Below are 19,057 nucleotides of genomic sequence, written 5' to 3' on the forward strand. Positions count from 1 at the left end.
AATGGATGGGTTTTGGCGCATTGCCGAAGAGAAAATTCGTGAAGCGATGAAAAACGGAGAGTTTGACGAGTTGCCTGGTTTTGGGAAGCCGCTTGAGCTCGAGGATGTTTCCCACATTCCGGAAGAGTTACGGATCGGGTATTTATTGCTGAAAAACGCTGGGTATGTGACGGAAGAGACGGAATTGCGAAAAGAACTGATGACGCTTGAAGATTTGCTTCGCTGTTGCGAGGATGACGAGAAAAAGAAAGAACTGATGAAAAAATGGACAGAAAAACAGCTCCGCTTTGCTGAATTAATGAAAAAACGGCAACAAACAAACTCAAAGGCACTGCGCGATTACGGGCGGCGCATTGAGGAAAAATTTCGCTAAACGTTTTCGCTCAATAAACATAGGGAGGTTCGATTTTTTGCGAGCCTCCTTATTTTTTATGCAATGATGACCAAAAAACGGGGAAAAATAGGAAGGAACGATCGTGGGAAAGGAGAGGTAGCAGCATACGCGAGGAAACTGTTAACTAAGCGAGTCTAAGTTGCCGTGAAGAAAAAACGAAAAAGAAAAGGAGTGAAAAAACGTGAAAAGCGTATGGATGGCATTTTTTGCTTCTCTTGTGCTGGCGATGCCGTCATGGGTAACTGCCGGTCATCATGAAGCCGTCAACGTTCATTTGCCGGTCGGGCATATGTGGAAGCACGGAGCGCTTGATGAACAAAAGTGGATGGAAATGGTTCAAACATATACGCCGGAGCAAGCTGGCGAGTGGAAAAAAGTACTCGACGAACGGAAAGCGCTGCGCCAACAGTTCGAGGATGAAAAAGTAAAGAAGGCAATGAAAGAAAAGTACAAGCAAATGAAAAAAGAGCGTGAAGCGGCGCTTGATCGGCTCATCGATCAGCTCGCGAACAAAAAAATAACGAAAGAACAGTTTAAGCAAGAACTGAAACAGTTACATAAAAAGAAACATTGGATGACAAAAGAAGAGAAACAGCGACTCCATATGCTTCACGAGCAAACAAGACAGGCCATGGAGAACAATGACCAAGAGGCAATGAAAAAACTGCTTCCACAATGGCTCGAGCATATGAAAAAGGAAAACGAGCGGTTGGCGAAATGTCTTCAAGAAGTCAAAGAAGGGTGATATAATGAAAGAAAAGCCGTGTTCCATGCACGGCTTCTTTTTTTATCATTGAATTGGCTGATGGAAGGGAACGAGGCTCATCGCGAGGGGAGGGGTATGTCATGGGATACCCGGTCATTCTCCATTTACGCGGCCGACGGGCGGTCGTTGTCGGCGGGGGGAAGGTGGCGGCGCGGAAAATCCGAGGACTGCTAGAGGCAGGAGCAGATGTTGTGATGGTCGCCCCTGAAGCGGAACCGGAGCTTCAAGCGTTAGCAGCAGCGGGAACGATTGTCTGGCGTATCAAGACATTTGCCCCTAGTGATTTGGAAGGGGCGTTTCTCGTCATCGCTGCGACGAACGATGACAAGGTGAACGAGGCAGTGGCACAGGCGGCAGCGCCGGGGCAACTGCTCAATGTCGTTGATGCCCCACAACGGTGTGATTTTCATGTTCCGGCGGTCATCCGCCGCGGCCCATTAACGATCGCGGTTTCGACCGAAGGAGCAAGCCCAGCGGTCGCCCGCCGCATCCGCCGCGAACTTGAAGATCAATACGGAGAAGAGTACGGGCCGTATCTCGAGTTTTTGCAGCAAGCCCGCGATATCGTGTTGCGCGAAGTCGCGGACCCCGAGGGACGAAAGCGGCTGTTTCAGGCGCTCGCTGCTGATTCGTTCCGGCAAAGCGGTCGTTGGGGCGAGGAATTTTCTCACTTATTGGCAAAGGAAAAAGAACGAAGCAGCAAGAAGGGGAGAGAACGCTGAACCTCTCGATATACACATTGTGGATGGCTTCGGTTTGCTTGCTTCCTAGCAGTCGTGAAACAAACGAGAAGAGGGTGTCCTAAAAGCAGCGGAGCACCCTTTTCAGCACTGTATAAAGCGTTGAACATCTCCGTAAGAGAATGTCTATCTCTCTTGAAAAAAGGCGACCTTTTCAACGGCTCCTTTCTGTTAATCGTCCCACCGGTACGTCCAAAACCGCTCTGTTTTCAGCCAGGCGAGCGCGTCGCCGCGCTTAGAGGCTGCCTGCATCAGCCCTTCCGTTTGGGAGCGGTGAGCGCGAATGGCGGCGAGTTTCGTATCAATCACTGAGCTAACATCGCGGACAATATCCGGCTGACCGAGGTCTTGTTCGCAGTTTTTGGAAAAGGCGACACAATAAACGGTCGGCCGTTGCTCTTTTGGCCACCGCTTCAAAGCGCGGATGACAGCAGCCCCGCATGCATCATGATCGGGGTGGACACTGTAGCCAGGATAAAATGTAATGACAAGCGACGGGTTTGTTTCTGCGACGATGGCTGCAATCCGGTCGGCAAGTTCTTCTTCATCTTCGAATTCGACGGTTTTGTCGCGATAGCCGAGCAAGCGCAAATCGTGAATACCGAGAACGCGGCATGCTTCCTCTAATTCTTGTCTGCGAATCAATGGCAATGTTTCACGATTGGCGAACGGGGGCACGCCCATATTTCTTCCCATTTCGCCAAGCGTCAAGCAAGCGTATGTCACCGGTGTGCCGCTTTGCACATACTGGGCGATTGTTCCCGAGACGCCGAACGCTTCATCGTCCGGGTGGGGAAAGACAACGAGTACATGTTGTTCGTTCATCGGACTCCCCTCCTTAGGCAAATGGCTTGTCACTCAGCTCAAGAGCGACCGCCAGTTTCCCTTCATAATCATGTCCTGCTAACAGCAATTGTCCTTCTTTCGTCCATTCCCAATGGGTTAACCCTTCAGCATACACCCAGCCGATGTCCAGCTTCAGCCCGACGCGATATGGACCTGGACCGGTGATTTTGCCGCGGGTGAAGCGGATGAGGGCGTTGCGGATGTAAGCGCCAGCGGAAAAAAAACCTTCGTTATGATGAGAAGCGTATGCTCCGTTCGTTGTTTCTAAATGAATATATATGTCGCGGTTAGCCAAGCGGTTCAGTGCCTCTTGTACAGCGGTGGTGTCGATCGGCTGCATGCAGGTCCCTCCTTTAGTTGCTTTCTATATATTGTACATGACGAGAGCATAAGAACGGAAATATTTCGTCTCTCATTGTATAATAGAAAAGGCTACATCTTGGACTCATCCACACCTTAGAGGCGTTGAATAATGATTCAGCGGAAGGAAAGGGTGAGGAGAAATGGGGTTTCAAGGTAACGGTGTCACTGTGCTCAATTTTGACGGTACGTACCGGCCACAAAAGCGGCTGTTTTGTTTTCCACACGAGTGGATTGATCTCGCTGACGTACCGGAGACAAATTTGTATTGCAGCGAAGCGGCGCTTGCCGAGATTGAAAGACGGTTACGCCGGCGGCGAACCCGTGGGGCGGTGCTGATCGGGAGCGGCAACTACCATTATGTCACGTATTTGTTGTTAAGGGAAATAAGCGAACCGTTTACGCTTGTGCTGTTTGACCACCATACGGACGCTGAACAGGACGAAAGCAGCCTCATTTCATGCGGATCGTGGGTGGCTCATGCGCTTCAGTACGCGCAGCTGCGAAAAGTTGTGATTGTTGGCCCATCATTTTCTCCGCGTAATCTCCGTTTATCTCCAAACATCACTGTTTTTCCATTTGCTGATCATGATGAATGGCCGAATGAGCTTCTGAAGGCCATCCCGACCGGAAGCGTGTATATAAGCATCGATAAAGACGTGCTTCGTCGCGAAGACGCAGTTACGAACTGGGATCAAGGAATGATGACGCTTTCTCGATTGCTCGCTTGCTTGCGTCTGCTACTATTCTATAAAAAAGTGTTGGGTGTAGACATATGCGGTGAATACCCGAAAGCCGTCATCGATGTGTTTCATCCGCTTTGCCTTGAGGCACAGTGGAAAAATGAACAGGCGAATAGTGCCATTTTAGAGACGTGTTTTCGTTACGCTACTTCCCATTTGCGTCCGGCTTAACAGGGGAATGCCTAAAAGGCCGATGAAAATCGCGGGTTCCAATCATCGATGATGGTTAAGTGTTCCAAAAATCAAAACCGCTATAGTAAGCTTTTGATAACATCATCCATCTTCTAAAGTTGCTTTCATCTTAAGTTAAAGGGAGCAAGTGGACATGCAGCCATCAGGGCTGCCTTTTGTCTGCAGGGAAAGGTGGCTTCTTTGGGCGGTCAGTGACCAATCGTACAAACTGTACTGAACATGGCGCTGGTGTTAAAGCCCGCCGCCGTACATAATGCGAAATTGTTTTTCATCCGGTCGGACGTCGCGCTGCTCAATGTGCATACGAGAGACTTTAGCAAACATCGTTCCGGCTTCAATCGTATCCAAAAAGAGCTGGACGGCACTTTCATGGCCTTGGGCTTCCATTTCCACCGTCCCATCGTCATTGTTTTTTACCCAGCCGGTCAGCTGTCGCTTCAGTGCCTCGTGCTGGACGAAATAGCGAAAGCCAACACCTTGTACACGTCCTTCGACAATGACATGAACCCGTTTCATATGGTAAAGCCTCCTTCATTGGGACCGTTCTGCTTCCATCATATAATAGATACGGCCTAATGTACATGAAAAAAGGAGCTTGTCTTTTCAAGCTCCTTTTTTCGCCAACGATAGCGACAATACTTGCTCTTGAATAAGTGTTACGAGACGCGGATGATAGCCTAAGTAAGAGCATAAATGCCACTGTTGGTGTGAAACAGGCAGCGCCTCTAGTTTCCGTTCGATCGTTTTCATTAAGACGCCGGTAAATAATAAATACGGAACGACAAACACATGCCGATATATGGATGCGTTCGCCTGCTCAAGCCCTTCGTCAAGCGTCGGATGGATAGCAGCGAGAAAGCAAATGTCAACGTGCGGCACGTTCGTTTTTTCTTTCAGGAGCCGAGCGATAGCGGTGATGTCGCGCTTTGTATCCGGGTCGCTGCTGCCGCGGCCGATGAGAAGAATCATCGATTCGTTATCAAGTGGCGTCGGATGTTCACCGATGCGGTCGATGATGATATCGATCATCGATTCATGGACGCCAAACGGGGTGCCGCAGACGATTTCAAGAGATGGATGACGCTGTTTCGCGAGCTCGAGCGCCGCTGGAATGTCGTGCTTCGCGTGTCCCGCGGATAGAAGCAGCAGTGGAACGACGATGATGCGCGTTGCTCCTTGGGCGACGCAACGGTCAACGCCAGTCACAATGTCCGGTTCTGCCAGTTCAACGAAGCAAAGTTCCTGAATCGGGATGTCGATGGCTGCTTTGCATTGTTCGACGAAACGAGCCGCCTCATAGCAGGCTGCAGCGAAGCGGCTGCCGTGACTGACATATAGAATGGCTTCCATCACGACCGCCTCACGATGTTGCACCAGCAGCTGCAGATGACGCCAACAGCCGTTCGAACCATTGAATGTTGGCGCGTAGCCGGACGACATCCCCGATGATGATCATGCTTGGATTTTCAATGTTTTCTTTAGCAACGATCCCGGCGATCGTCGTCAGCGTGCCGGTGACTGTTCGTTGAGCCGCTGTTGTTCCCCATTGGATAACCGCTACCGGCGTCTCTGGCATTTTGCCATATTTGATTAGCTGTTCGCAAATATATGGCAAATTGTGGACACCCATGTAAATGGCGATCGTATCAATGCCCTTGGCAAGGCTCTCCCATTTGATATCTTCACGGATTCCGTCGCGCCGATGTCCGGTGACAAAGGCAACGCTTGAGCTGAACTCGCGATGGGTGACGGGGATGCCGGCATAAGCCGTCGCAGCGATAGCAGCGGTGACACCAGGAACGATCTCAAACTCAATCCCATGTTTGACGAGCGCCTCAGCCTCTTCGCCGCCGCGCCCGAATACGAACGGGTCGCCGCCTTTTAGACGGACGACGTTTTTTCCTTTTTTGGCGTGCAGGACGAGCGAATGGTTGATCGTTTCTTGTTGCATGACGTGGTAGCCGGGCAGCTTGCCGCAAAAGATGAGCTCAGCGCCCGGTTTGGCATACGACAACAGCTCTTCGTTAATGAGGCGGTCATATAAAATGACATCCGCCTGCTGAATGCATTTTAATCCTTTGACAGTGATGAGTTCCGGATCGCCGGGACCGGCGCCGACAAGATACACTTTGCCCATCGTTGTTTCAGCCCTTTCTTGTATGATCCCAGCTGGCCATCTAAAGGCGGTGCTTTTATTGTGAACGGCTTAATTTGGCATGAAAACGACTTTGTTCAATGGTCTCCCACTCTTTTTTAGTGGGAGACAAGAAATGGCGGTCAGTTTGTTTCGGCGGCCGGAATGAACCCGCGCTCGCGCAGATAGGCGAGCACTTGCTCGACGCACTCGTCGACAGAGTAGCGGTGTGTTTCAACCGTCAACTCAGGCGCTTCCGGCGCTTCATACGGTGAATCAATGCCAGTAAATTCGCGGATTTCGCCGCGGCGCGCTTTTTTGTACAGTCCTTTTGGATCGCGTTTTTCACATTCTTCAAGCGGGCAATTAACATAAATTTCGATAAACTCGTCTTCTTCGACGAGACGGCGGACAAGTGCCCGGTCTTCGGCAAACGGAGAGATAAATGCGGTGAGAACAAACTGTCCGCTGTCGACAAACAGCTTTGCCACTTCGCCAATGCGGCGAATGTTTTCCGTCCGGTCGGCCGCAGAGAAGCCGAGGTCTTTATTGAGCCCATGGCGGATGTTGTCCCCGTCTAATACGTAGTTTTGAATGCCGAGCTCAAACAGCCGTCTTGAGACGGCATTTGCTACGGTTGATTTGCCGGAGCCGGACAACCCGGTGAACCAAAGGATGGCGCTATGATGACCGTTACGCTCGCGCCGATCTGTTTTTGTGACCGATGTATGATGCCAAACAATGTTCGTGCTCATGATGCTCCCCCTTTAGCGAGCTGATGGAGTGACCGCTTCACGTTTTTGTAGTCCTTTGATCAAGACGGCAGCCACTTCCGGACGGCTGAACGTGCTTGGCGGTACTTGCCCGTTGCGCAGCATTTCACGGACTTTCGTGCCAGAAAGGACGACGTGATGTTCAGCGTCATGCGGGCACGTTTTCGTCGACGCCATGCCTTCGCATTTGGTGCAATAAAAGCTATGTTCGAAAAAGAGCGGCGTAATCCCGAGTTCTTCAGCCGTAAAGTTCGAGAAGATTTTTTGTGCGTCATAGGTGCCATAATAATTGCCGACACCGGCATGGTCACGGCCGACAATGAAGTGTGTACAGCCGAAGTTTTTGCGCACCATGGCATGGAAAATGGCCTCACGCGGTCCGGCATAGCGCATAGCCGCTTGGAAGACACCCAAGAAGACACGATCTTTCGGGTAATAGTTTTCAAGCAGTACTTGGTAGCTTTCCATCCGGATGTCAGCCGGAATGTCATCTGCTTTCGTTTCGCCAACGAGCGGATTTAAAAACAAACCATCGACAATCTCAAGCGCACATTTTTGAATGTATTCATGGGCGCGATGAACCGGATTACGTGTTTGGAAGCCGACAACGGTGTTCCATCCAAGTTCGGCAAACCGTTTCCGCGTTTCTGTCGGATCGAAATAAAACGCGGCGAACTGTCCTTTATCAGTTCGTTTGACAAGCGTGATCTCTCCACCGACGTACACATCCGGTTTTTCAAACAGTTTGCGCACGCCAGGGTGGGCGAGTTCGTCTGTTTTGTAAACGAGCGTTGCTTCCTTCGTTTTGTCCGGACGGTAAATATCGGCAATTTCGATGACACCGTAGACGTCGCCGCCATAAACGAGTTTGGCTTTATCGCCGATGGCGAGCTCTTTTGCCTTTTCTTCCGTCACTGCGAGTGTGATCGGAATGCTCCAGACGGTGCCGTCAGCGAGGCGCATCGTTTCCACGACCGCATCGTAGTCTGCTTTCGTTAAAAAGCCAGTAAGAGGGCTGTACGCTCCCGTGCCGATCAACTCCAAATCGCTTAATTCTGCATTCGACAGTTCGATCGTTTTAGTTACTTCATTGAGCGGATAGTCCGGATTCCAACGGTTAATTAATGTACCGCCATGCGGGATGCTTAAACTCATGTTTGTAACCTCCTAGGATGATAGATTTTAAGATTTAATATTTAAGATTAAATGCCACCGCCATGTTCATGAAGCGAGCGTTCTTCTTCGACAGCCGTTTTTTTCAAGCTGATAACGCCGAGCGTCGCTAAACAAACGCTGAAAATGGCGATGACAGTATAAACATCGCTGTCGAGCAATAGTTTAATAAGGCTGTATGAAATGACAAGAGAAAAAATCGGCGAAACAAGCCATACTTTTAAGAGCTGCACAACAATTCGCTTCTGCCAGATGGATAAACCGCTCTTTGCCGTGCCAATGCCGATAATGGCCGATGTCGTAATTTGGGTGAGCGGTACGGGCAAGCCAAACAGTGATGAGATGATGACAAGCAACGCCCCAGTACCCGATATGGCGCTCCCTTCAAATGGAGAAAAATTTGTAATTTTCTTTCCGTTCGTTTCCAACACACGGCGTCCAAGCAGGAGCGCTCCAGCAGCGACGGACAAACCGCCGAGAATCGTTGCTGGCCCAACCGAGATCAATCCGGCACCGACAAGCGGCCCGACGGCATTGGCGACATTGTTCATGCCGGCGGAGAACGCCTCGAAGCAGCCAGTGACAATCAGCAAGGTCATAAACGTTTTTTGCCAACGGCCTTGCTCAAGCTGTGGATATTTCCGCTTGAGCGCTAAAAACCACTTGCCGACGGCGAGTGTAAACGCAAAGGCAATGATCGGAATGACGATCCACACCGAGACAATGAATAGCAATTTATTGAAGTATACCGCTTGGTAGGCAATACCGACACCGACGACCGCTCCCACGGTGATCTCGCTCGTCGATAACGGGATGCCCATGATGTTGGCAGCAAACAGCGAAATGGTTGCCGCTGTTAAAATAATGACAACGATTTTGACGGTAAGGATCGAAGAAGGAATAATTCCCGAGCCGATCGTTTTCACCACTTCTCCGCCACCAAGGCTGCCAAGAAAAACGCTGATGCCACAAAGAAGGAGGGCGACCGATTTTCGGGGAATGGCACCCGATCCGTAAGCGACGCCCATCGAGGCGGCCGCACCGCTCGCCCCAATGTTCATGGCGAAGAAAAAGGAGACAATAAAGGCAATCGCAAGGAGCATATGTGTTCCCCCTATGTGAGATGGAGCCCGCACTCTGTCTTCCCTTGGCCGGCCCAGCGTCCGGAACGCAAATCGTTCGGATCTAATGCCGGCGCTGTACACGGGGCACAGCCAATGCTCGGGTAGCCGCGGTCATGGAGTACATTGTACGGAAGACTATGTTTATACACATAGTTCCATACGTCTTTCCATGTCCAATGGATGAGCGGACAGACTTTAATGGAGCGGAACTTATCATCTTTATTGACATATTCGACATGGCGCCGTGTCGGCGATTGTTCGCGGCGCAAGCCGGAAATCCAAGCGGTTACTCCAGTCAACACTTCGCGCAGTGGAATGACTTTGCGCAGCTCGCAACATTTGTTTGGATCACGTTTCCATAACTCGTCGCCAAACTGCGCGGCTTGTTCTTCCAGCGTCAGGTGCGGCTGTTTCATGATGATGCGGAGGGAAGGATATGTTTCTTTCACCTTCGCGATTGTATCGTACGTCTCTTGAAAGTGCAGCCCGGTATCTAAAAAGACGATTTCCGCATCCGGCTTTACTTGGGAGATCAAATCGATCAGCACAATCCCTTCGATGCCAAAGCTGCATGCGTACACGATTTCGTCACCATATTCGCGGTACGCCCAAGCGAGGACGTCAAGCGCCCCTTTTGTTTCATTGTCAGACGGAAAAGACGGTTTTTCTACCGTTTCCCACCGATCATACGTGAGCATCGTTTCCCCTCCTTATAAATCAAAGAAAATCCACGCAATTAGTCGGATATTTACTTAGTAAACGGCAGCCCGGTGACAAAAATGCCCTTTCCATTTTGGAAAGGGCAAGAAGAACGAGTGACGTCTTATCTTCCAAAATGGAATCCATTTTGCTGGAATTGGCACCTTGCTAAATGAAGCAGGTTGCCGGAGTTCATCGGGCCAGTCCCTCCCTCGCTCTTGATAAGCGTTTGTAATGGATGTAATTGATTAAAATTTTAGCACAATTCTCGCTGGTGTCAATCTCAGTTTTTCGATGGGAATTATTTTTTTATCATTCTAAAGCGAGAAACCCCAGTTGAATGTAGGTGGGAGAACGTTCAAATATGGATGGTGGTCTAAGCATATCATTTTAGAGAAAGGCGCGAAACTATTTTTTACGTAAGTTCCCAAGCTCTTCAACAATCGCCTGCATTTCGCTTGGACTAAACGTCTCGCGCTTCATGACCATCTCATAAATGTCTTTCAATTCATCATACCATTCTTCGGAAAAATGGGACGGTTTAAGGGCGTCAAAGTTCATCACTTTCAATTTTTGCTTCAGCTGCTCGATCATATATTCGACGTTTTCCGCCGACCGTTTCGATAAATCCATTGTTTGGCCCCTTTCATGGCAAGATATCATGTATTGTACCATACAGGCGGGGGAAATAGGGAGGGGTTATATGGCTGGTTTACCTGCTGAAAAACGGACAATGTAGTAAAATATAGATGAATGTGCACCATATGCCGGAAAGCAGCATAAAAAGTCTAGACGAAAGGAAAAGAAGAAAAACTAATGATCGGAGACGTGCCGTAGAAATAGCGAAAGGGGTTGTTGTTCGGATGGTCAAAGTGTTGTTTGTTTGCCTTGGAAACATTTGCCGTTCACCGATGGCCGAAGCGATATTCCGCCATTTAGTGAAAGAGCGGGGGCTCGATAGGGTTATTGCCGTTGATTCGGCGGGGACGGGCAGTTGGCATGTCGGCGAACCGCCACATGAAGGGACAAGACGCATCTTAAACGAAAACGACATTGATTATTCCGGCATCCGTGCCCGGCAAGTCGAACGCCGCGATTTGGAGGAATTTGATTATATTATCGCCATGGATGCCGCCAACTTGAACGATTTACGCCGACTAGCTGGATCCAATTCATCGGCCGTAATCGCCCGCTTGCTCGATTTTGTGCCGGATCGGGAAAAAGACGATGTGCCGGATCCATATTATACTGGGAATTTCGTGGAAGTATATCACCTTGTCCGTTCTGGATGCGAGCATTTGCTTGAGGCGATTATCCGTGATCATCGGCTTGTTGCGGGCGAATAAAGAGGAGCAAAAAGGGATGCACTCGCTTTGAAAAAACGGGAAAGGAGGGCAGCCCGTGTTAGTGAATATGATGTTCGTCCGCGAGTTGGCGCGGCGCTTTACAGAGGACGAAATTCCACGGTTGTCAGCGGAACTGGCTTATTACTTTCTTCTATCGCTGTTTCCGTTTTTGCTGTTTTTAATGACCCTGTTGGCGTATTTGCCTATTCCGCATGAAGATGTGCTCGCTCTTGTGCGGCAATACGCGCCAAAAGAGGCACTTCATCTCATCGAAACAAATGTGCATCACTTGATGGACGTGCAAAATGGGAAACTATTGTCATTAAGCATCATTGGTGCTGTTTGGTCCGCCTCAAACGGGATGCGCGCTATCATGCGGGCGTTCAACCGCGCTTATGATGTGGAGGAAAATCGTCCATTTTGGGTGGCGCGCGGATTGTCGGTCGCGCTGACGCTCGGGATGATCGCCGTGATTATCGTCGCGCTCGTGCTGCCGGTATTCGGACGAACGATCGGGCTGTTTTTGTTTTCTGCTTTAGGGTTATCGGAACAGTTTTTAACCGTATGGAATGCATTCCGCTGGACGACAAGCTCGCTGTTATTGTTTGCTGTCTTCACCGCCCTTTATTATTTCGCCCCGAACAAACAGTTGCGCTGCGTCAATGTCGTGCGCGGCGCCTTATTCGCCACCGCCGGCTGGATTGCGACGTCGCTGGCGTTTGCCTATTATGTCAACCATTTTGCCAACTACACAGCCATGTACGGAAGTCTCGGCGGGTTGATCGTCTTGATGATTTGGCTTTATTTATCCGGCATGATCCTCGTTTTAGGTGGAGAAATGAACGCAATTTTCGATTGTGAACGTGAAGGGAGAAAGCGGATGCGTTAACGTGTATAAATGGCTCGAAAACCGGATAACGTAACGGTGTGGGGGATTTTCATACAGGGGGGATAACGATGGCTAAGCATACGAAAAAAGACGGGGGAACGAAACAAAAAGGAAAAAACAGGCCAAAACATAAAACGAGCAGCAGTGCCAACGGTCAAAACGGTTATCATTGAAAAAGGGTGATCTCTTGAGATCACCCTTTTTCACGCGGGTACAGGCGATTCAGCAACAATCTCTTTACTCGACACTTTCTTCGTGATAGTGGTAGTAACGCTCGTAAATATACTCGATTTCTGCATCCGTCATATAGGCAAGTTGTTCTCGCGATAACCCCCGTACTTTTTCGATAAACTCGATCATATTTTTCCGTTCCGCTCTGCTCATTATCGCCACTCCTTTACTCTGTTTTAAAACAGAAACTAAATATCTTGGTTTTATTATATAACAGAGGAAACAGAGTGGTCAATGAATTTTTTAAAAAAATAGAAAAATAAAAAATGCGGTCAAGCCGCTTTTTCTCGTTCCCGTCGTCTGGCAAGGCAAACGGCTGGAATGAGGAGAACAGCGCTGACCGCAAGGAAAAAAGCGTCCGCTGTCACATCAACAGCGCTGCCGGCAAGTGGCGGACCGATGATGCTGCCGAGGCTGTATAGCATGCCGGACAACAAATTGCCGGCTGGAAGGAGCGTTTTCGGCAACAGGTCGGTCATATAGGCAATGCCAAGCGAGAAGAGTGACCCCGTAAACATTCCCGCCGCAAACAAGCAGGTAGCAAGCCCAACTGTCGATGTGTCAACAACGAGCGCGGTCAAAAAACAGCTGATGCCGGCCAGCAGCGCGCCCGTGATGGCAACACGACGCCCGAACCGGTCGCTAAGAGCTCCGAGCGGAAGCTGAAAGATGATGCCACCGAATGAGAAAAACGGCAAAATCAACGTAATCTGTTCGGCGCTCATCCGTTTATGCAAGGCGTACAGTGGGAAAACGGAATGAATGGCCGCTTCCAAAAAGCCATAAGCAAGCGGCAGCAAGAGCGCCGGCCACGCATATTTCCATGCACCGATCCATCGCCCGGCAGCGGAGGAAGAGCGTTCAAATGCTTTTGGTTTTTCATTTGGCAGACAAAAGACGGCAATCCACCCGATGAAGCTGAGGAGAGCGGCCAAATAAAACGGCAGCGCCTCGTTAATCGAGGCGAGTGAAGCGAGAAGCGGGCCAGCCGTAAAACCAAGGCCAAACGCTAGGCCGTACAGCGACAGCCGCCGCCCGCGCTCAGCCGGCGGTGAAAAGTCGGTAATCCATGTTTGGGTCGCAAAATGAAGCATATGATCGCCCATTCCGATGAAAAAACGAATAACCAACCAAAGGAAAAATGAAGAAAAAAGTGGAAAAAGGATGAGCGAACATATTACAATAAAACCACCCATGATAATCATGGGCTTGTATCCATATTTGCCTAGTGGATGCTCCAAAAACGGTGAAATGGCAAGCACTCCTATATAAAGTGCGGCAGCGTGCGCTCCGTTAACGGTTGAAGAGACACCGCTTTCGTCAAGCAACATGGCTAACAACGGAAGCAGCATCCCCTGAGATAAGCCGGAGATGGCGACAATTCCGGTTAAAATGGCAAAACGCATCGTTGCACCCTCATTTCTGTAAAATGGCGGACAATGAAACGAACAGGGCCGCGCTTTTTTACGGACCAATGTATCGTTCGTATTCATCGTACATATGAATGATGGCCAATGCAACGAAAAACGTTTCGAAGAAAGGTGGAATGAAAACGAATGAACAAGTTGTTTGCGTGGATGACATGGATCGGCGTGCCAGTATCCGTCATCGGTGGCTTTCTCCACTGGCCGACCGTTTTGATGTTTGTGTTGTACTGTTTAACGATTGTCGCTCTGGCCAGCTATATGGGGAGAGCGACAGAGAGTTTAGCGATCGTCTCTGGACCGCGCATCGGCGGACTTTTGAACGCTACGTTTGGCAACGCAGTGGAGCTTATTATCTCCATTTTTGCCTTGCGGGCCGGGCTCGTTGATGTGGTGCTTGCTTCCTTGACTGGTTCAGTGCTCGGGAACTTGCTTTTAGTGGCGGGGTTATCGTTTTTTGTCGGCGGCCTGAAATACAAACGGCAAGAGTTCAATATCTATGATGCTCGTCATAACGCGGGCCTGCTCACCTTTGCCATTTTTGTTGCGTTCGTTATCCCCGAAGTGTTCACGGCGGAGATGGCACCTGACGAACGGCTTGTATTAAGCGTCGGCATTTCAATCATTATGATTTTGCTTTATCTAGCCGCCCTTTACTTCCGGCTCGTCACTCACCGCGGTGTTTATCAGCATAAATCGGATGAAGTGGAAGAACATGAGGAACCGGAATGGGGAAGAGGAAAAGCGACTATTATTTTAGCGCTGGCGACGGCGGCAGTTGCTTACTTATCGGAGCGGCTTGTCCATACATTTGAAACAGTTGCTGAATCGTTCGGCTGGAGCGAGTTGTTTATTGGGGTGATTATCGTCGCGATCGTCGGTAATGCGGCTGAGCACGCTTCCGCCATTATTATGGCGTATAAAAACAAAATGAATGTCGCTGTGGAAATCGCGGTCGGATCGACATTGCAAATCGCCATGTTCGTCGCTCCTGTGCTTGTGCTTGTCTCACTTTTGTTTCCGGAAAAAATGCCGCTTGTCTTTTCGCTTCCTGAGCTTATCGCGATGGGGGCTGCAGTCCTTTTGACGATCGTGATCTCTAATGATGGGGATACGAACTGGTTTGAGGGAGCAACACTGTTAGCGGCATATACGATTATGGGAATCGGCTTTTACTTGCTGTAGTCATTGCACCCGGGCATTCGCTGCCCGGGTGTTTTTTTGGCGGATGCGGGGAAATAAGGTGCCAAAGTAGGATGAAATTTTCACCGCGACGGATAAAGGACGTATTTTGAAAGAAAATAACAGTGAATACGGAAAAGAAAGGAGCGAATGTAATGAAAAAATGGGCCGTTTCCTTATTGACGGGCGTGCTTCTTCTCTATGCGGCGACGGTTCCGACAATGGCAGCTTCCGGCAAACCGGCGCCTGGCACGGTGATCGATATATCAAAAGAAAATACGTATCCGAACCCGACGCAAGATTTGCCGCATTTAGAGCCAAGTTCGTTTACGAAACAGCTGTTGAAATCAGCGAACGTAAAAATTGAGAATCCGGAATTGATCCATCTCTTTAACGAATCCTCAGCGGCGAATACCCCTTGGGCTGTCGGCTACCGGGCGACGATTTATTTAGGCCAATGGCCACTCAATTACCAGTCGCTTGAGACATCCACGAATTGGGAATATCAAAAGGTCAACACGAATTTTCTCGATAACCGCAGCGGTGAGGCTGCGCAAAAGTTATATTATAGACAAGAAATGCAAAAGCACATCCGCGGCGGATTGACGGCAAAAGTGCCGAACGAAGAGGCGGTGAAGCGGATGATGTTAAATAAGGCGATGGAAAAAACGAAGCTGCCGCTATCATTCAGCACGGTTGTTGGAATTGGTACGAAAAAAGACCAGTCATACAATGTGCCGGCCAAAAAAATGGGCTATTTGTATGCATATGCTCCGGCCGTGAATGAAAAAGGAAAAGTGACGTATGGCGAAGTGTACATCGTTTTGAAAGGGAACAAAAAGAAAATCGTTGTCAAAAACGTGACGACAAGAGGGGTCGGGGCATGGATTCCGGTGCAAGACCGTCTATACATGTCTTATGTTATCAGCGACCAACCAAGATAACGAAGGTGTCCCAGAGGTAATGGGACACCTTCTCTTATGCCGCTATATGCACGTGAATGACACCTATCGGCCGCACTTTGTTTGTTCGAAGTTTCTTTTACCGTGCAACGCGTGCCGAACGTTTTGTAAAATCGACATTGCGGTAATAGGTTTGTTTGACAAGCACGTTTGGTCCGAGGCAACGCGCGGCCGGACAATGGCAAAGAAGTTCGTTAGCGAGTTTCGAACGGCGCCATTGGCGATACACGTCCGGCAACGAATCATGAATGATGTTGCCAAGTGGCGGTTCATCACCGAAATCGGTAACGATGACATCACCGGTAAAAATGTTGATGTTAAGCCGCGAGCGGCCGTCCGGGTCGTTGCGCACGGTGACGTTTTTGCTTTCATACAGCCGCTTTAATAGGCGAAGATCGTCTTCATTATCACTGCATGGATAAAACGGCAACGTGCCAAACAACATCCACACATTTTCATCACGAATATCGAGTAAATGATGGATCGCTTGGCGCAACTCCTCTAAGCTTAACGTCTCAAGCGCACCCGCAAAATCGCTCGGGTACATCGGATGAATTTCATGCCGCCGGCAGCCCATTTCCTCGACGACTTGGCGGTGGATCGTTTCCAAATGACGAACCGTCCGCTTGTTGATCATTGTTTCTGCGGACACCATTACCCCTGATTTCGCCAGCGCTTTCGCGTTATCGAGCATACGCTGGAAATATTTTTCACGCTGGGCACGCGTCGGTTTCCGTTCCATCATGGCAAAGCCGCCGTCGACAAAATCGTCGATCGTCCCCCAGTTGTGGGAGATGTGGAGCACATCCAAATACGGAATGATTCGTTCATAGCGAGCTAAATCAAGCGTTAAATTCGAATTGAGCTGCGTCCGCACCCCGCGTTCGTGTGCATAGCGAAGCAGAGGAACGACGTATCGTTCCACCGATGTTAACGACAGCATCGGTTCGCCGCCGGTGATGCTTAAGGAACGCAAATGCGGAATTTCTTCGAGACGACGGATCAATAAATCAAGCGGCAACGCATCCGGATCTTTCGTTGCCAATGTATAGCCTACGGCGCAATGTTCACAGCGCATATTGCAAAGTGTCGTTGTGGTCAACTCAATATTGGTCAACTCAAGTTTCCCGTATTCTTCAATATCGACATATGCCTCCCACGGGTCATATGCCGGTGTAATCGCCGGCATTGTCGATGAACGCATGGCCTTCTTCTCCTTTTTCCATTTAAAATCCCACCGTCCATTATCAGCCTCCGTCTTCACGCTTGTCAATCGTTTTGGCTCGTTTCTTATACATTCCATTTGTATGACGATGGTGCGGCCATCATGTTGTGGAAAATAAAGATTTTTTACACAACAAGGAAAAAGGGAGTATAATAAAGGAAGATTGGACAATTGGATGAACAGGGGAAGGGGCGTTGAACGGAAATGGACAAATTCCAGCAAAGCATGTATGACTTAATCGTCGAGACGTCGACGAAGTTGCCTAAAGACGTTCGTCGAGCAATCGCTCAGGCAAAAGTGCGTGAAAATCTGGGGACACGTGCAGCTATGGCGCTCGATACAATCGTTGAGAACATTCAAATGGCTGATGAAAACGTTTCACCGATCTGTCAAGACACCGGTTTGCCCACATTTAAAATCAAAGTTCCAGTCGGCGTGAATCAAATTGAAATGAAAAAAGCGATCCGTGCCGCCGTTGTCGAAGCGACGAAAAACGGCAAGCTGCGTCCGAACTCGGTCGATTCGCTCACTGGCAAAAACAGCGGCGACAACTTAGGAGAAGGCGTACCAGTCATTAAATTTGAACAATGGGAAAACGATTACATTGACGTCCGCTTAATTTTGAAAGGCGGCGGCTGTGAAAACAAAAACATTCAATACAGCCTTCCGTGTGAACTCGAAGGCCTCGGCCGCGCCGGACGCGACCTTGACGGCATTCGCAAATGCATTTTGCATGCGGTGTACCAAGCACAAGGGCAAGGATGCAGCGCTGGTTTTATCGGTGTCGGCATTGGCGGCGACCGCTCATCCGGCTATGAGCTTGCCAAAGAGCAGCTGTTCCGTCCGGTCGATGATGTCAACCCGATTGAAGAGCTGCGCCAACTTGAAGAATACATTATGGAAAACGCCAATAAGCTCGGCATCGGTACGATGGGATTTGGCGGTGAATCGACATTGCTTGGCTGTAAAATCGGCGTTATGCACCGCATCCCGGCGAGCTTCTTCGTGTCCGTTGCCTACAACTGTTGGGCGTTCCGCCGTATGGGCGTGAAAATCGACCCGCAAACCGGCGAAATCATGGAATGGCTATACCAAGATGGCGAGGATATTGATTTGACCAAAGAACTTGAAAAAGCAGAAGCCGCTGCGGCGCTTGAACAAGGGGAGACGCGCGTCATCGATCTTGTTCCGCCGCTATCTGAAGAACAAGTGCGCCAGCTTCGTGTCGGCGATGTTGTCCGCATCAGCGGCATGATTTATACGGGACGCGACGCCATTCATAAATATTTAATGGACCATGATGCTCCGGTCGATTTGAATGGGCAAATCATTTACCATTGCGGTCCGGTCATGTTAAAAGATGAAGAAGGCCGTTGGCATGTCAAAGCGGCAGGTCCAACGACAAGCATCCGTGAGGAGCCGTACCAAGGTGACATTATGAAAAAATTCGGCGTTCGCGCTGTCATTGGCAAAGGCGGCATGGGTGCGAAAACATTGCAGGCCTTAAAAGAGCATGGCGGTGTCTACTTAAATGCCATCGGCGGTGCAGCTCAATATTACGCTGACTGTATCCAATCGGTAGAAGGCGTCGATTTGATGGAATTCGGCATTCCAGAAGCCATGTGGCATTTGCGCGTTGAAAATTTCACTGCTGTCGTCACGATGGACTCGCACGGCAACAGCTTGCACGAGGATGTTGAAAAATCATCGTTGGAAAAGCTGGCCCAATTCAAAGAGCCGGTGTTCAAATAAACGTGAAGAAGCAACTGCAACCGAATGGCTAGTGAAAAGATGGCTTGGCCCCAAAAGCGTGTTTTGTATGCGCTTTTGGGGCTTTTTTGTAAAAAATGGCGC

Annotated in this window: 22 protein-coding genes and 1 riboswitch; of the genes, 9 read left to right on the forward strand and 13 right to left on the reverse strand. The window is 49.6% G+C overall.

Annotated elements, in window-relative coordinates; genetic code table 11:
* The first annotated feature begins 1 nt into the window (after position 1).
* The 3 genes from IC804_RS12045 to IC804_RS12055 all read left to right on the forward strand — a co-directional run bounded on the left by IC804_RS12045 (position 2) and on the right by IC804_RS12055 (position 1,882).
* A complete protein-coding gene (locus IC804_RS12045) occupies positions 2-373 on the forward strand; it encodes a DnaJ family domain-containing protein (protein ID WP_008881216.1) in 372 nt (123 codons plus the stop codon).
* A 202-nt stretch (positions 374-575) separates the two neighbouring features.
* A complete protein-coding gene (locus IC804_RS12050) occupies positions 576-1,139 on the forward strand; it encodes a hypothetical protein (RefSeq protein WP_008881215.1) in 564 nt (187 codons plus the stop codon).
* A 101-nt stretch (positions 1,140-1,240) separates the two neighbouring features.
* Entirely contained in the window at positions 1,241-1,882 is a 642-nt protein-coding gene (locus IC804_RS12055) for a precorrin-2 dehydrogenase/sirohydrochlorin ferrochelatase family protein (protein ID WP_008881214.1), read from the forward strand.
* A 189-nt stretch (positions 1,883-2,071) separates the two neighbouring features.
* Here the strand turns inward: IC804_RS12055 and bshB2 are convergent, their stop codons facing one another.
* A complete protein-coding gene (gene bshB2, locus IC804_RS12060) occupies positions 2,072-2,725 on the reverse strand; it encodes a bacillithiol biosynthesis deacetylase BshB2 (RefSeq protein ID WP_029761481.1) in 654 nt (217 codons plus the stop codon).
* Between the two features lie 13 nt (positions 2,726-2,738).
* Positions 2,739-3,086, reverse strand: a complete 348-nt coding sequence (locus tag IC804_RS12065; RefSeq protein ID WP_008881212.1) for a YojF family protein — start codon at positions 3,084-3,086, stop codon at positions 2,739-2,741.
* Between the two features lie 163 nt (positions 3,087-3,249).
* Here IC804_RS12065 and IC804_RS12070 point away from each other — a divergent pair, with 163 nt between their 5' ends.
* Positions 3,250-4,020 carry an arginase family protein gene (locus IC804_RS12070; RefSeq protein ID WP_008881211.1) on the forward strand — a complete coding sequence of 257 codons (771 nt, stop codon included), beginning with the start codon at positions 3,250-3,252 and terminating at the stop codon, positions 4,018-4,020.
* Between the two features lie 252 nt (positions 4,021-4,272).
* Here the strand turns inward: IC804_RS12070 and IC804_RS12075 are convergent, their stop codons facing one another.
* From IC804_RS12075 to IC804_RS12110, 8 genes are all read right to left on the reverse strand, one after another.
* Positions 4,273-4,557 carry an acylphosphatase gene (locus IC804_RS12075; protein ID WP_008881210.1) on the reverse strand — a complete coding sequence of 95 codons (285 nt, stop codon included), beginning with the start codon at positions 4,555-4,557 and terminating at the stop codon, positions 4,273-4,275.
* An 87-nt stretch (positions 4,558-4,644) separates the two neighbouring features.
* Positions 4,645-5,391, reverse strand: coding sequence for a sirohydrochlorin chelatase (locus IC804_RS12080; protein ID WP_008881209.1), 747 nt, complete (start codon positions 5,389-5,391; stop codon positions 4,645-4,647).
* 10 nt (positions 5,392-5,401) lie between these two features.
* The gene (gene cobA, locus IC804_RS12085) at positions 5,402-6,178 is read right to left on the reverse strand and encodes a uroporphyrinogen-III C-methyltransferase (RefSeq protein ID WP_008881208.1); all 777 of its coding nucleotides are present in this window, start codon (positions 6,176-6,178) and stop codon (positions 5,402-5,404) included.
* 140 nt (positions 6,179-6,318) lie between these two features.
* Positions 6,319-6,930: an adenylyl-sulfate kinase gene (cysC, locus tag IC804_RS12090; protein ID WP_008881207.1), complete on the reverse strand. Its 612-nt coding sequence runs from the start codon at positions 6,928-6,930 to the stop codon at positions 6,319-6,321.
* A gap of 12 nt (positions 6,931-6,942) precedes the next feature.
* Positions 6,943-8,103, reverse strand: coding sequence for a sulfate adenylyltransferase (gene sat, locus IC804_RS12095; protein WP_008881206.1), 1,161 nt, complete (start codon positions 8,101-8,103; stop codon positions 6,943-6,945).
* Between the two features lie 47 nt (positions 8,104-8,150).
* Positions 8,151-9,224, reverse strand: coding sequence for a sulfate permease (locus IC804_RS12100; protein ID WP_008881205.1), 1,074 nt, complete (start codon positions 9,222-9,224; stop codon positions 8,151-8,153).
* A gap of 11 nt (positions 9,225-9,235) precedes the next feature.
* Positions 9,236-9,943, reverse strand: a complete 708-nt coding sequence (locus tag IC804_RS12105) for a phosphoadenylyl-sulfate reductase (RefSeq protein WP_008881204.1) — start codon at positions 9,941-9,943, stop codon at positions 9,236-9,238.
* A 122-nt stretch (positions 9,944-10,065) separates the two neighbouring features.
* A riboswitch (SAM riboswitch) is annotated at positions 10,066-10,172 on the reverse strand.
* Positions 10,173-10,352: 180 nt separating this feature from the next.
* Positions 10,353-10,577 carry a DUF1128 domain-containing protein gene (locus IC804_RS12110; RefSeq protein ID WP_008881203.1) on the reverse strand — a complete coding sequence of 75 codons (225 nt, stop codon included), beginning with the start codon at positions 10,575-10,577 and terminating at the stop codon, positions 10,353-10,355.
* 230 nt (positions 10,578-10,807) lie between these two features.
* Between IC804_RS12110 and IC804_RS12115 the strand changes: the two genes are divergently transcribed.
* Together IC804_RS12115 and IC804_RS12120 are read left to right on the forward strand one after the other, a co-directional pair.
* Positions 10,808-11,290 carry a low molecular weight protein-tyrosine-phosphatase gene (locus tag IC804_RS12115; RefSeq protein WP_011886755.1) on the forward strand — a complete coding sequence of 161 codons (483 nt, stop codon included), beginning with the start codon at positions 10,808-10,810 and terminating at the stop codon, positions 11,288-11,290.
* 55 nt (positions 11,291-11,345) lie between these two features.
* The gene (locus tag IC804_RS12120) at positions 11,346-12,179 is read left to right on the forward strand and encodes a YihY/virulence factor BrkB family protein (RefSeq protein ID WP_008881201.1); all 834 of its coding nucleotides are present in this window, start codon (positions 11,346-11,348) and stop codon (positions 12,177-12,179) included.
* Positions 12,180-12,416: 237 nt separating this feature from the next.
* Here IC804_RS12120 and IC804_RS12125 read toward each other — a convergent pair whose 3' ends face one another.
* Together IC804_RS12125 and IC804_RS12130 are read right to left on the reverse strand one after the other, a co-directional pair.
* Positions 12,417-12,563 carry a BH0509 family protein gene (locus tag IC804_RS12125; protein WP_008881199.1) on the reverse strand — a complete coding sequence of 49 codons (147 nt, stop codon included), beginning with the start codon at positions 12,561-12,563 and terminating at the stop codon, positions 12,417-12,419.
* Positions 12,564-12,682: 119 nt separating this feature from the next.
* Complete coding sequence (locus IC804_RS12130; protein WP_008881198.1) at positions 12,683-13,816, reverse strand: MFS transporter; 1,134 nt, start codon at positions 13,814-13,816, stop codon at positions 12,683-12,685.
* Between the two features lie 150 nt (positions 13,817-13,966).
* On the opposite strand from IC804_RS12130, the gene cax reads away from it, so the two are divergent.
* Both cax and IC804_RS12140 read left to right on the forward strand, forming a co-directional pair.
* A complete protein-coding gene (gene cax, locus IC804_RS12135) occupies positions 13,967-15,019 on the forward strand; it encodes a calcium/proton exchanger (protein WP_008881197.1) in 1,053 nt (350 codons plus the stop codon).
* 152 nt (positions 15,020-15,171) lie between these two features.
* Positions 15,172-15,960, forward strand: a complete 789-nt coding sequence (locus IC804_RS12140; RefSeq protein WP_008881196.1) for a YfkD famly protein — start codon at positions 15,172-15,174, stop codon at positions 15,958-15,960.
* A gap of 97 nt (positions 15,961-16,057) precedes the next feature.
* Here IC804_RS12140 and yfkAB read toward each other — a convergent pair whose 3' ends face one another.
* A complete protein-coding gene (gene yfkAB / locus IC804_RS12145; RefSeq protein ID WP_008881195.1) occupies positions 16,058-17,182 on the reverse strand; it encodes a radical SAM/CxCxxxxC motif protein YfkAB in 1,125 nt (374 codons plus the stop codon).
* Positions 17,183-17,407: 225 nt separating this feature from the next.
* On the opposite strand from yfkAB, the gene IC804_RS12150 reads away from it, so the two are divergent.
* Positions 17,408-18,955, forward strand: coding sequence for a fumarate hydratase (locus IC804_RS12150; protein ID WP_008881194.1), 1,548 nt, complete (start codon positions 17,408-17,410; stop codon positions 18,953-18,955).
* The last annotated feature ends 102 nt before the right edge of the window (positions 18,956-19,057 follow it).

This window comes from Geobacillus sp. 47C-IIb, assembly GCF_014679705.1.
Taxonomy (GTDB): Bacteria; Bacillota; Bacilli; order Bacillales; family Anoxybacillaceae; genus Geobacillus; species Geobacillus thermodenitrificans.

Excerpts from the sequence above, each read along its gene's own strand:
- IC804_RS12045 (WP_008881216.1), top strand. The coding sequence starts at position 2 with ATGGATGGGTTTTGGCGCATTGCCGAAGAGAAAATTCGTGAAGCGATG.
- IC804_RS12055 (WP_008881214.1), top strand. The coding sequence starts at position 1,241 with ATGGGATACCCGGTCATTCTCCATTTACGCGGCCGACGGGCGGTCGTT.
- bshB2 (WP_029761481.1), bottom strand. The coding sequence starts at position 2,725 with ATGAACGAACAACATGTACTCGTTGTCTTTCCCCACCCGGACGATGAA.
- IC804_RS12065 (WP_008881212.1), bottom strand. The coding sequence starts at position 3,086 with ATGCAGCCGATCGACACCACCGCTGTACAAGAGGCACTGAACCGCTTG.
- IC804_RS12070 (WP_008881211.1), top strand. The coding sequence starts at position 3,250 with ATGGGGTTTCAAGGTAACGGTGTCACTGTGCTCAATTTTGACGGTACG.
- IC804_RS12075 (WP_008881210.1), bottom strand. The coding sequence starts at position 4,557 with ATGAAACGGGTTCATGTCATTGTCGAAGGACGTGTACAAGGTGTTGGC.
- IC804_RS12080 (WP_008881209.1), bottom strand. The coding sequence starts at position 5,391 with ATGGAAGCCATTCTATATGTCAGTCACGGCAGCCGCTTCGCTGCAGCC.
- cobA (WP_008881208.1), bottom strand. The coding sequence starts at position 6,178 with ATGGGCAAAGTGTATCTTGTCGGCGCCGGTCCCGGCGATCCGGAACTC.
- cysC (WP_008881207.1), bottom strand. The coding sequence starts at position 6,930 with ATGAGCACGAACATTGTTTGGCATCATACATCGGTCACAAAAACAGAT.
- sat (WP_008881206.1), bottom strand. The coding sequence starts at position 8,103 with ATGAGTTTAAGCATCCCGCATGGCGGTACATTAATTAACCGTTGGAAT.
- IC804_RS12100 (WP_008881205.1), bottom strand. The coding sequence starts at position 9,224 with ATGCTCCTTGCGATTGCCTTTATTGTCTCCTTTTTCTTCGCCATGAAC.
- IC804_RS12105 (WP_008881204.1), bottom strand. The coding sequence starts at position 9,943 with ATGCTCACGTATGATCGGTGGGAAACGGTAGAAAAACCGTCTTTTCCG.
- IC804_RS12110 (WP_008881203.1), bottom strand. The coding sequence starts at position 10,577 with ATGGATTTATCGAAACGGTCGGCGGAAAACGTCGAATATATGATCGAG.
- IC804_RS12115 (WP_011886755.1), top strand. The coding sequence starts at position 10,808 with ATGGTCAAAGTGTTGTTTGTTTGCCTTGGAAACATTTGCCGTTCACCG.
- IC804_RS12125 (WP_008881199.1), bottom strand. The coding sequence starts at position 12,563 with ATGAGCAGAGCGGAACGGAAAAATATGATCGAGTTTATCGAAAAAGTA.
- IC804_RS12130 (WP_008881198.1), bottom strand. The coding sequence starts at position 13,816 with ATGCGTTTTGCCATTTTAACCGGAATTGTCGCCATCTCCGGCTTATCT.
- cax (WP_008881197.1), top strand. The coding sequence starts at position 13,967 with ATGAACAAGTTGTTTGCGTGGATGACATGGATCGGCGTGCCAGTATCC.
- IC804_RS12140 (WP_008881196.1), top strand. The coding sequence starts at position 15,172 with ATGAAAAAATGGGCCGTTTCCTTATTGACGGGCGTGCTTCTTCTCTAT.
- yfkAB (WP_008881195.1), bottom strand. The coding sequence starts at position 17,182 with ATGCGTTCATCGACAATGCCGGCGATTACACCGGCATATGACCCGTGG.
- IC804_RS12150 (WP_008881194.1), top strand. The coding sequence starts at position 17,408 with ATGGACAAATTCCAGCAAAGCATGTATGACTTAATCGTCGAGACGTCG.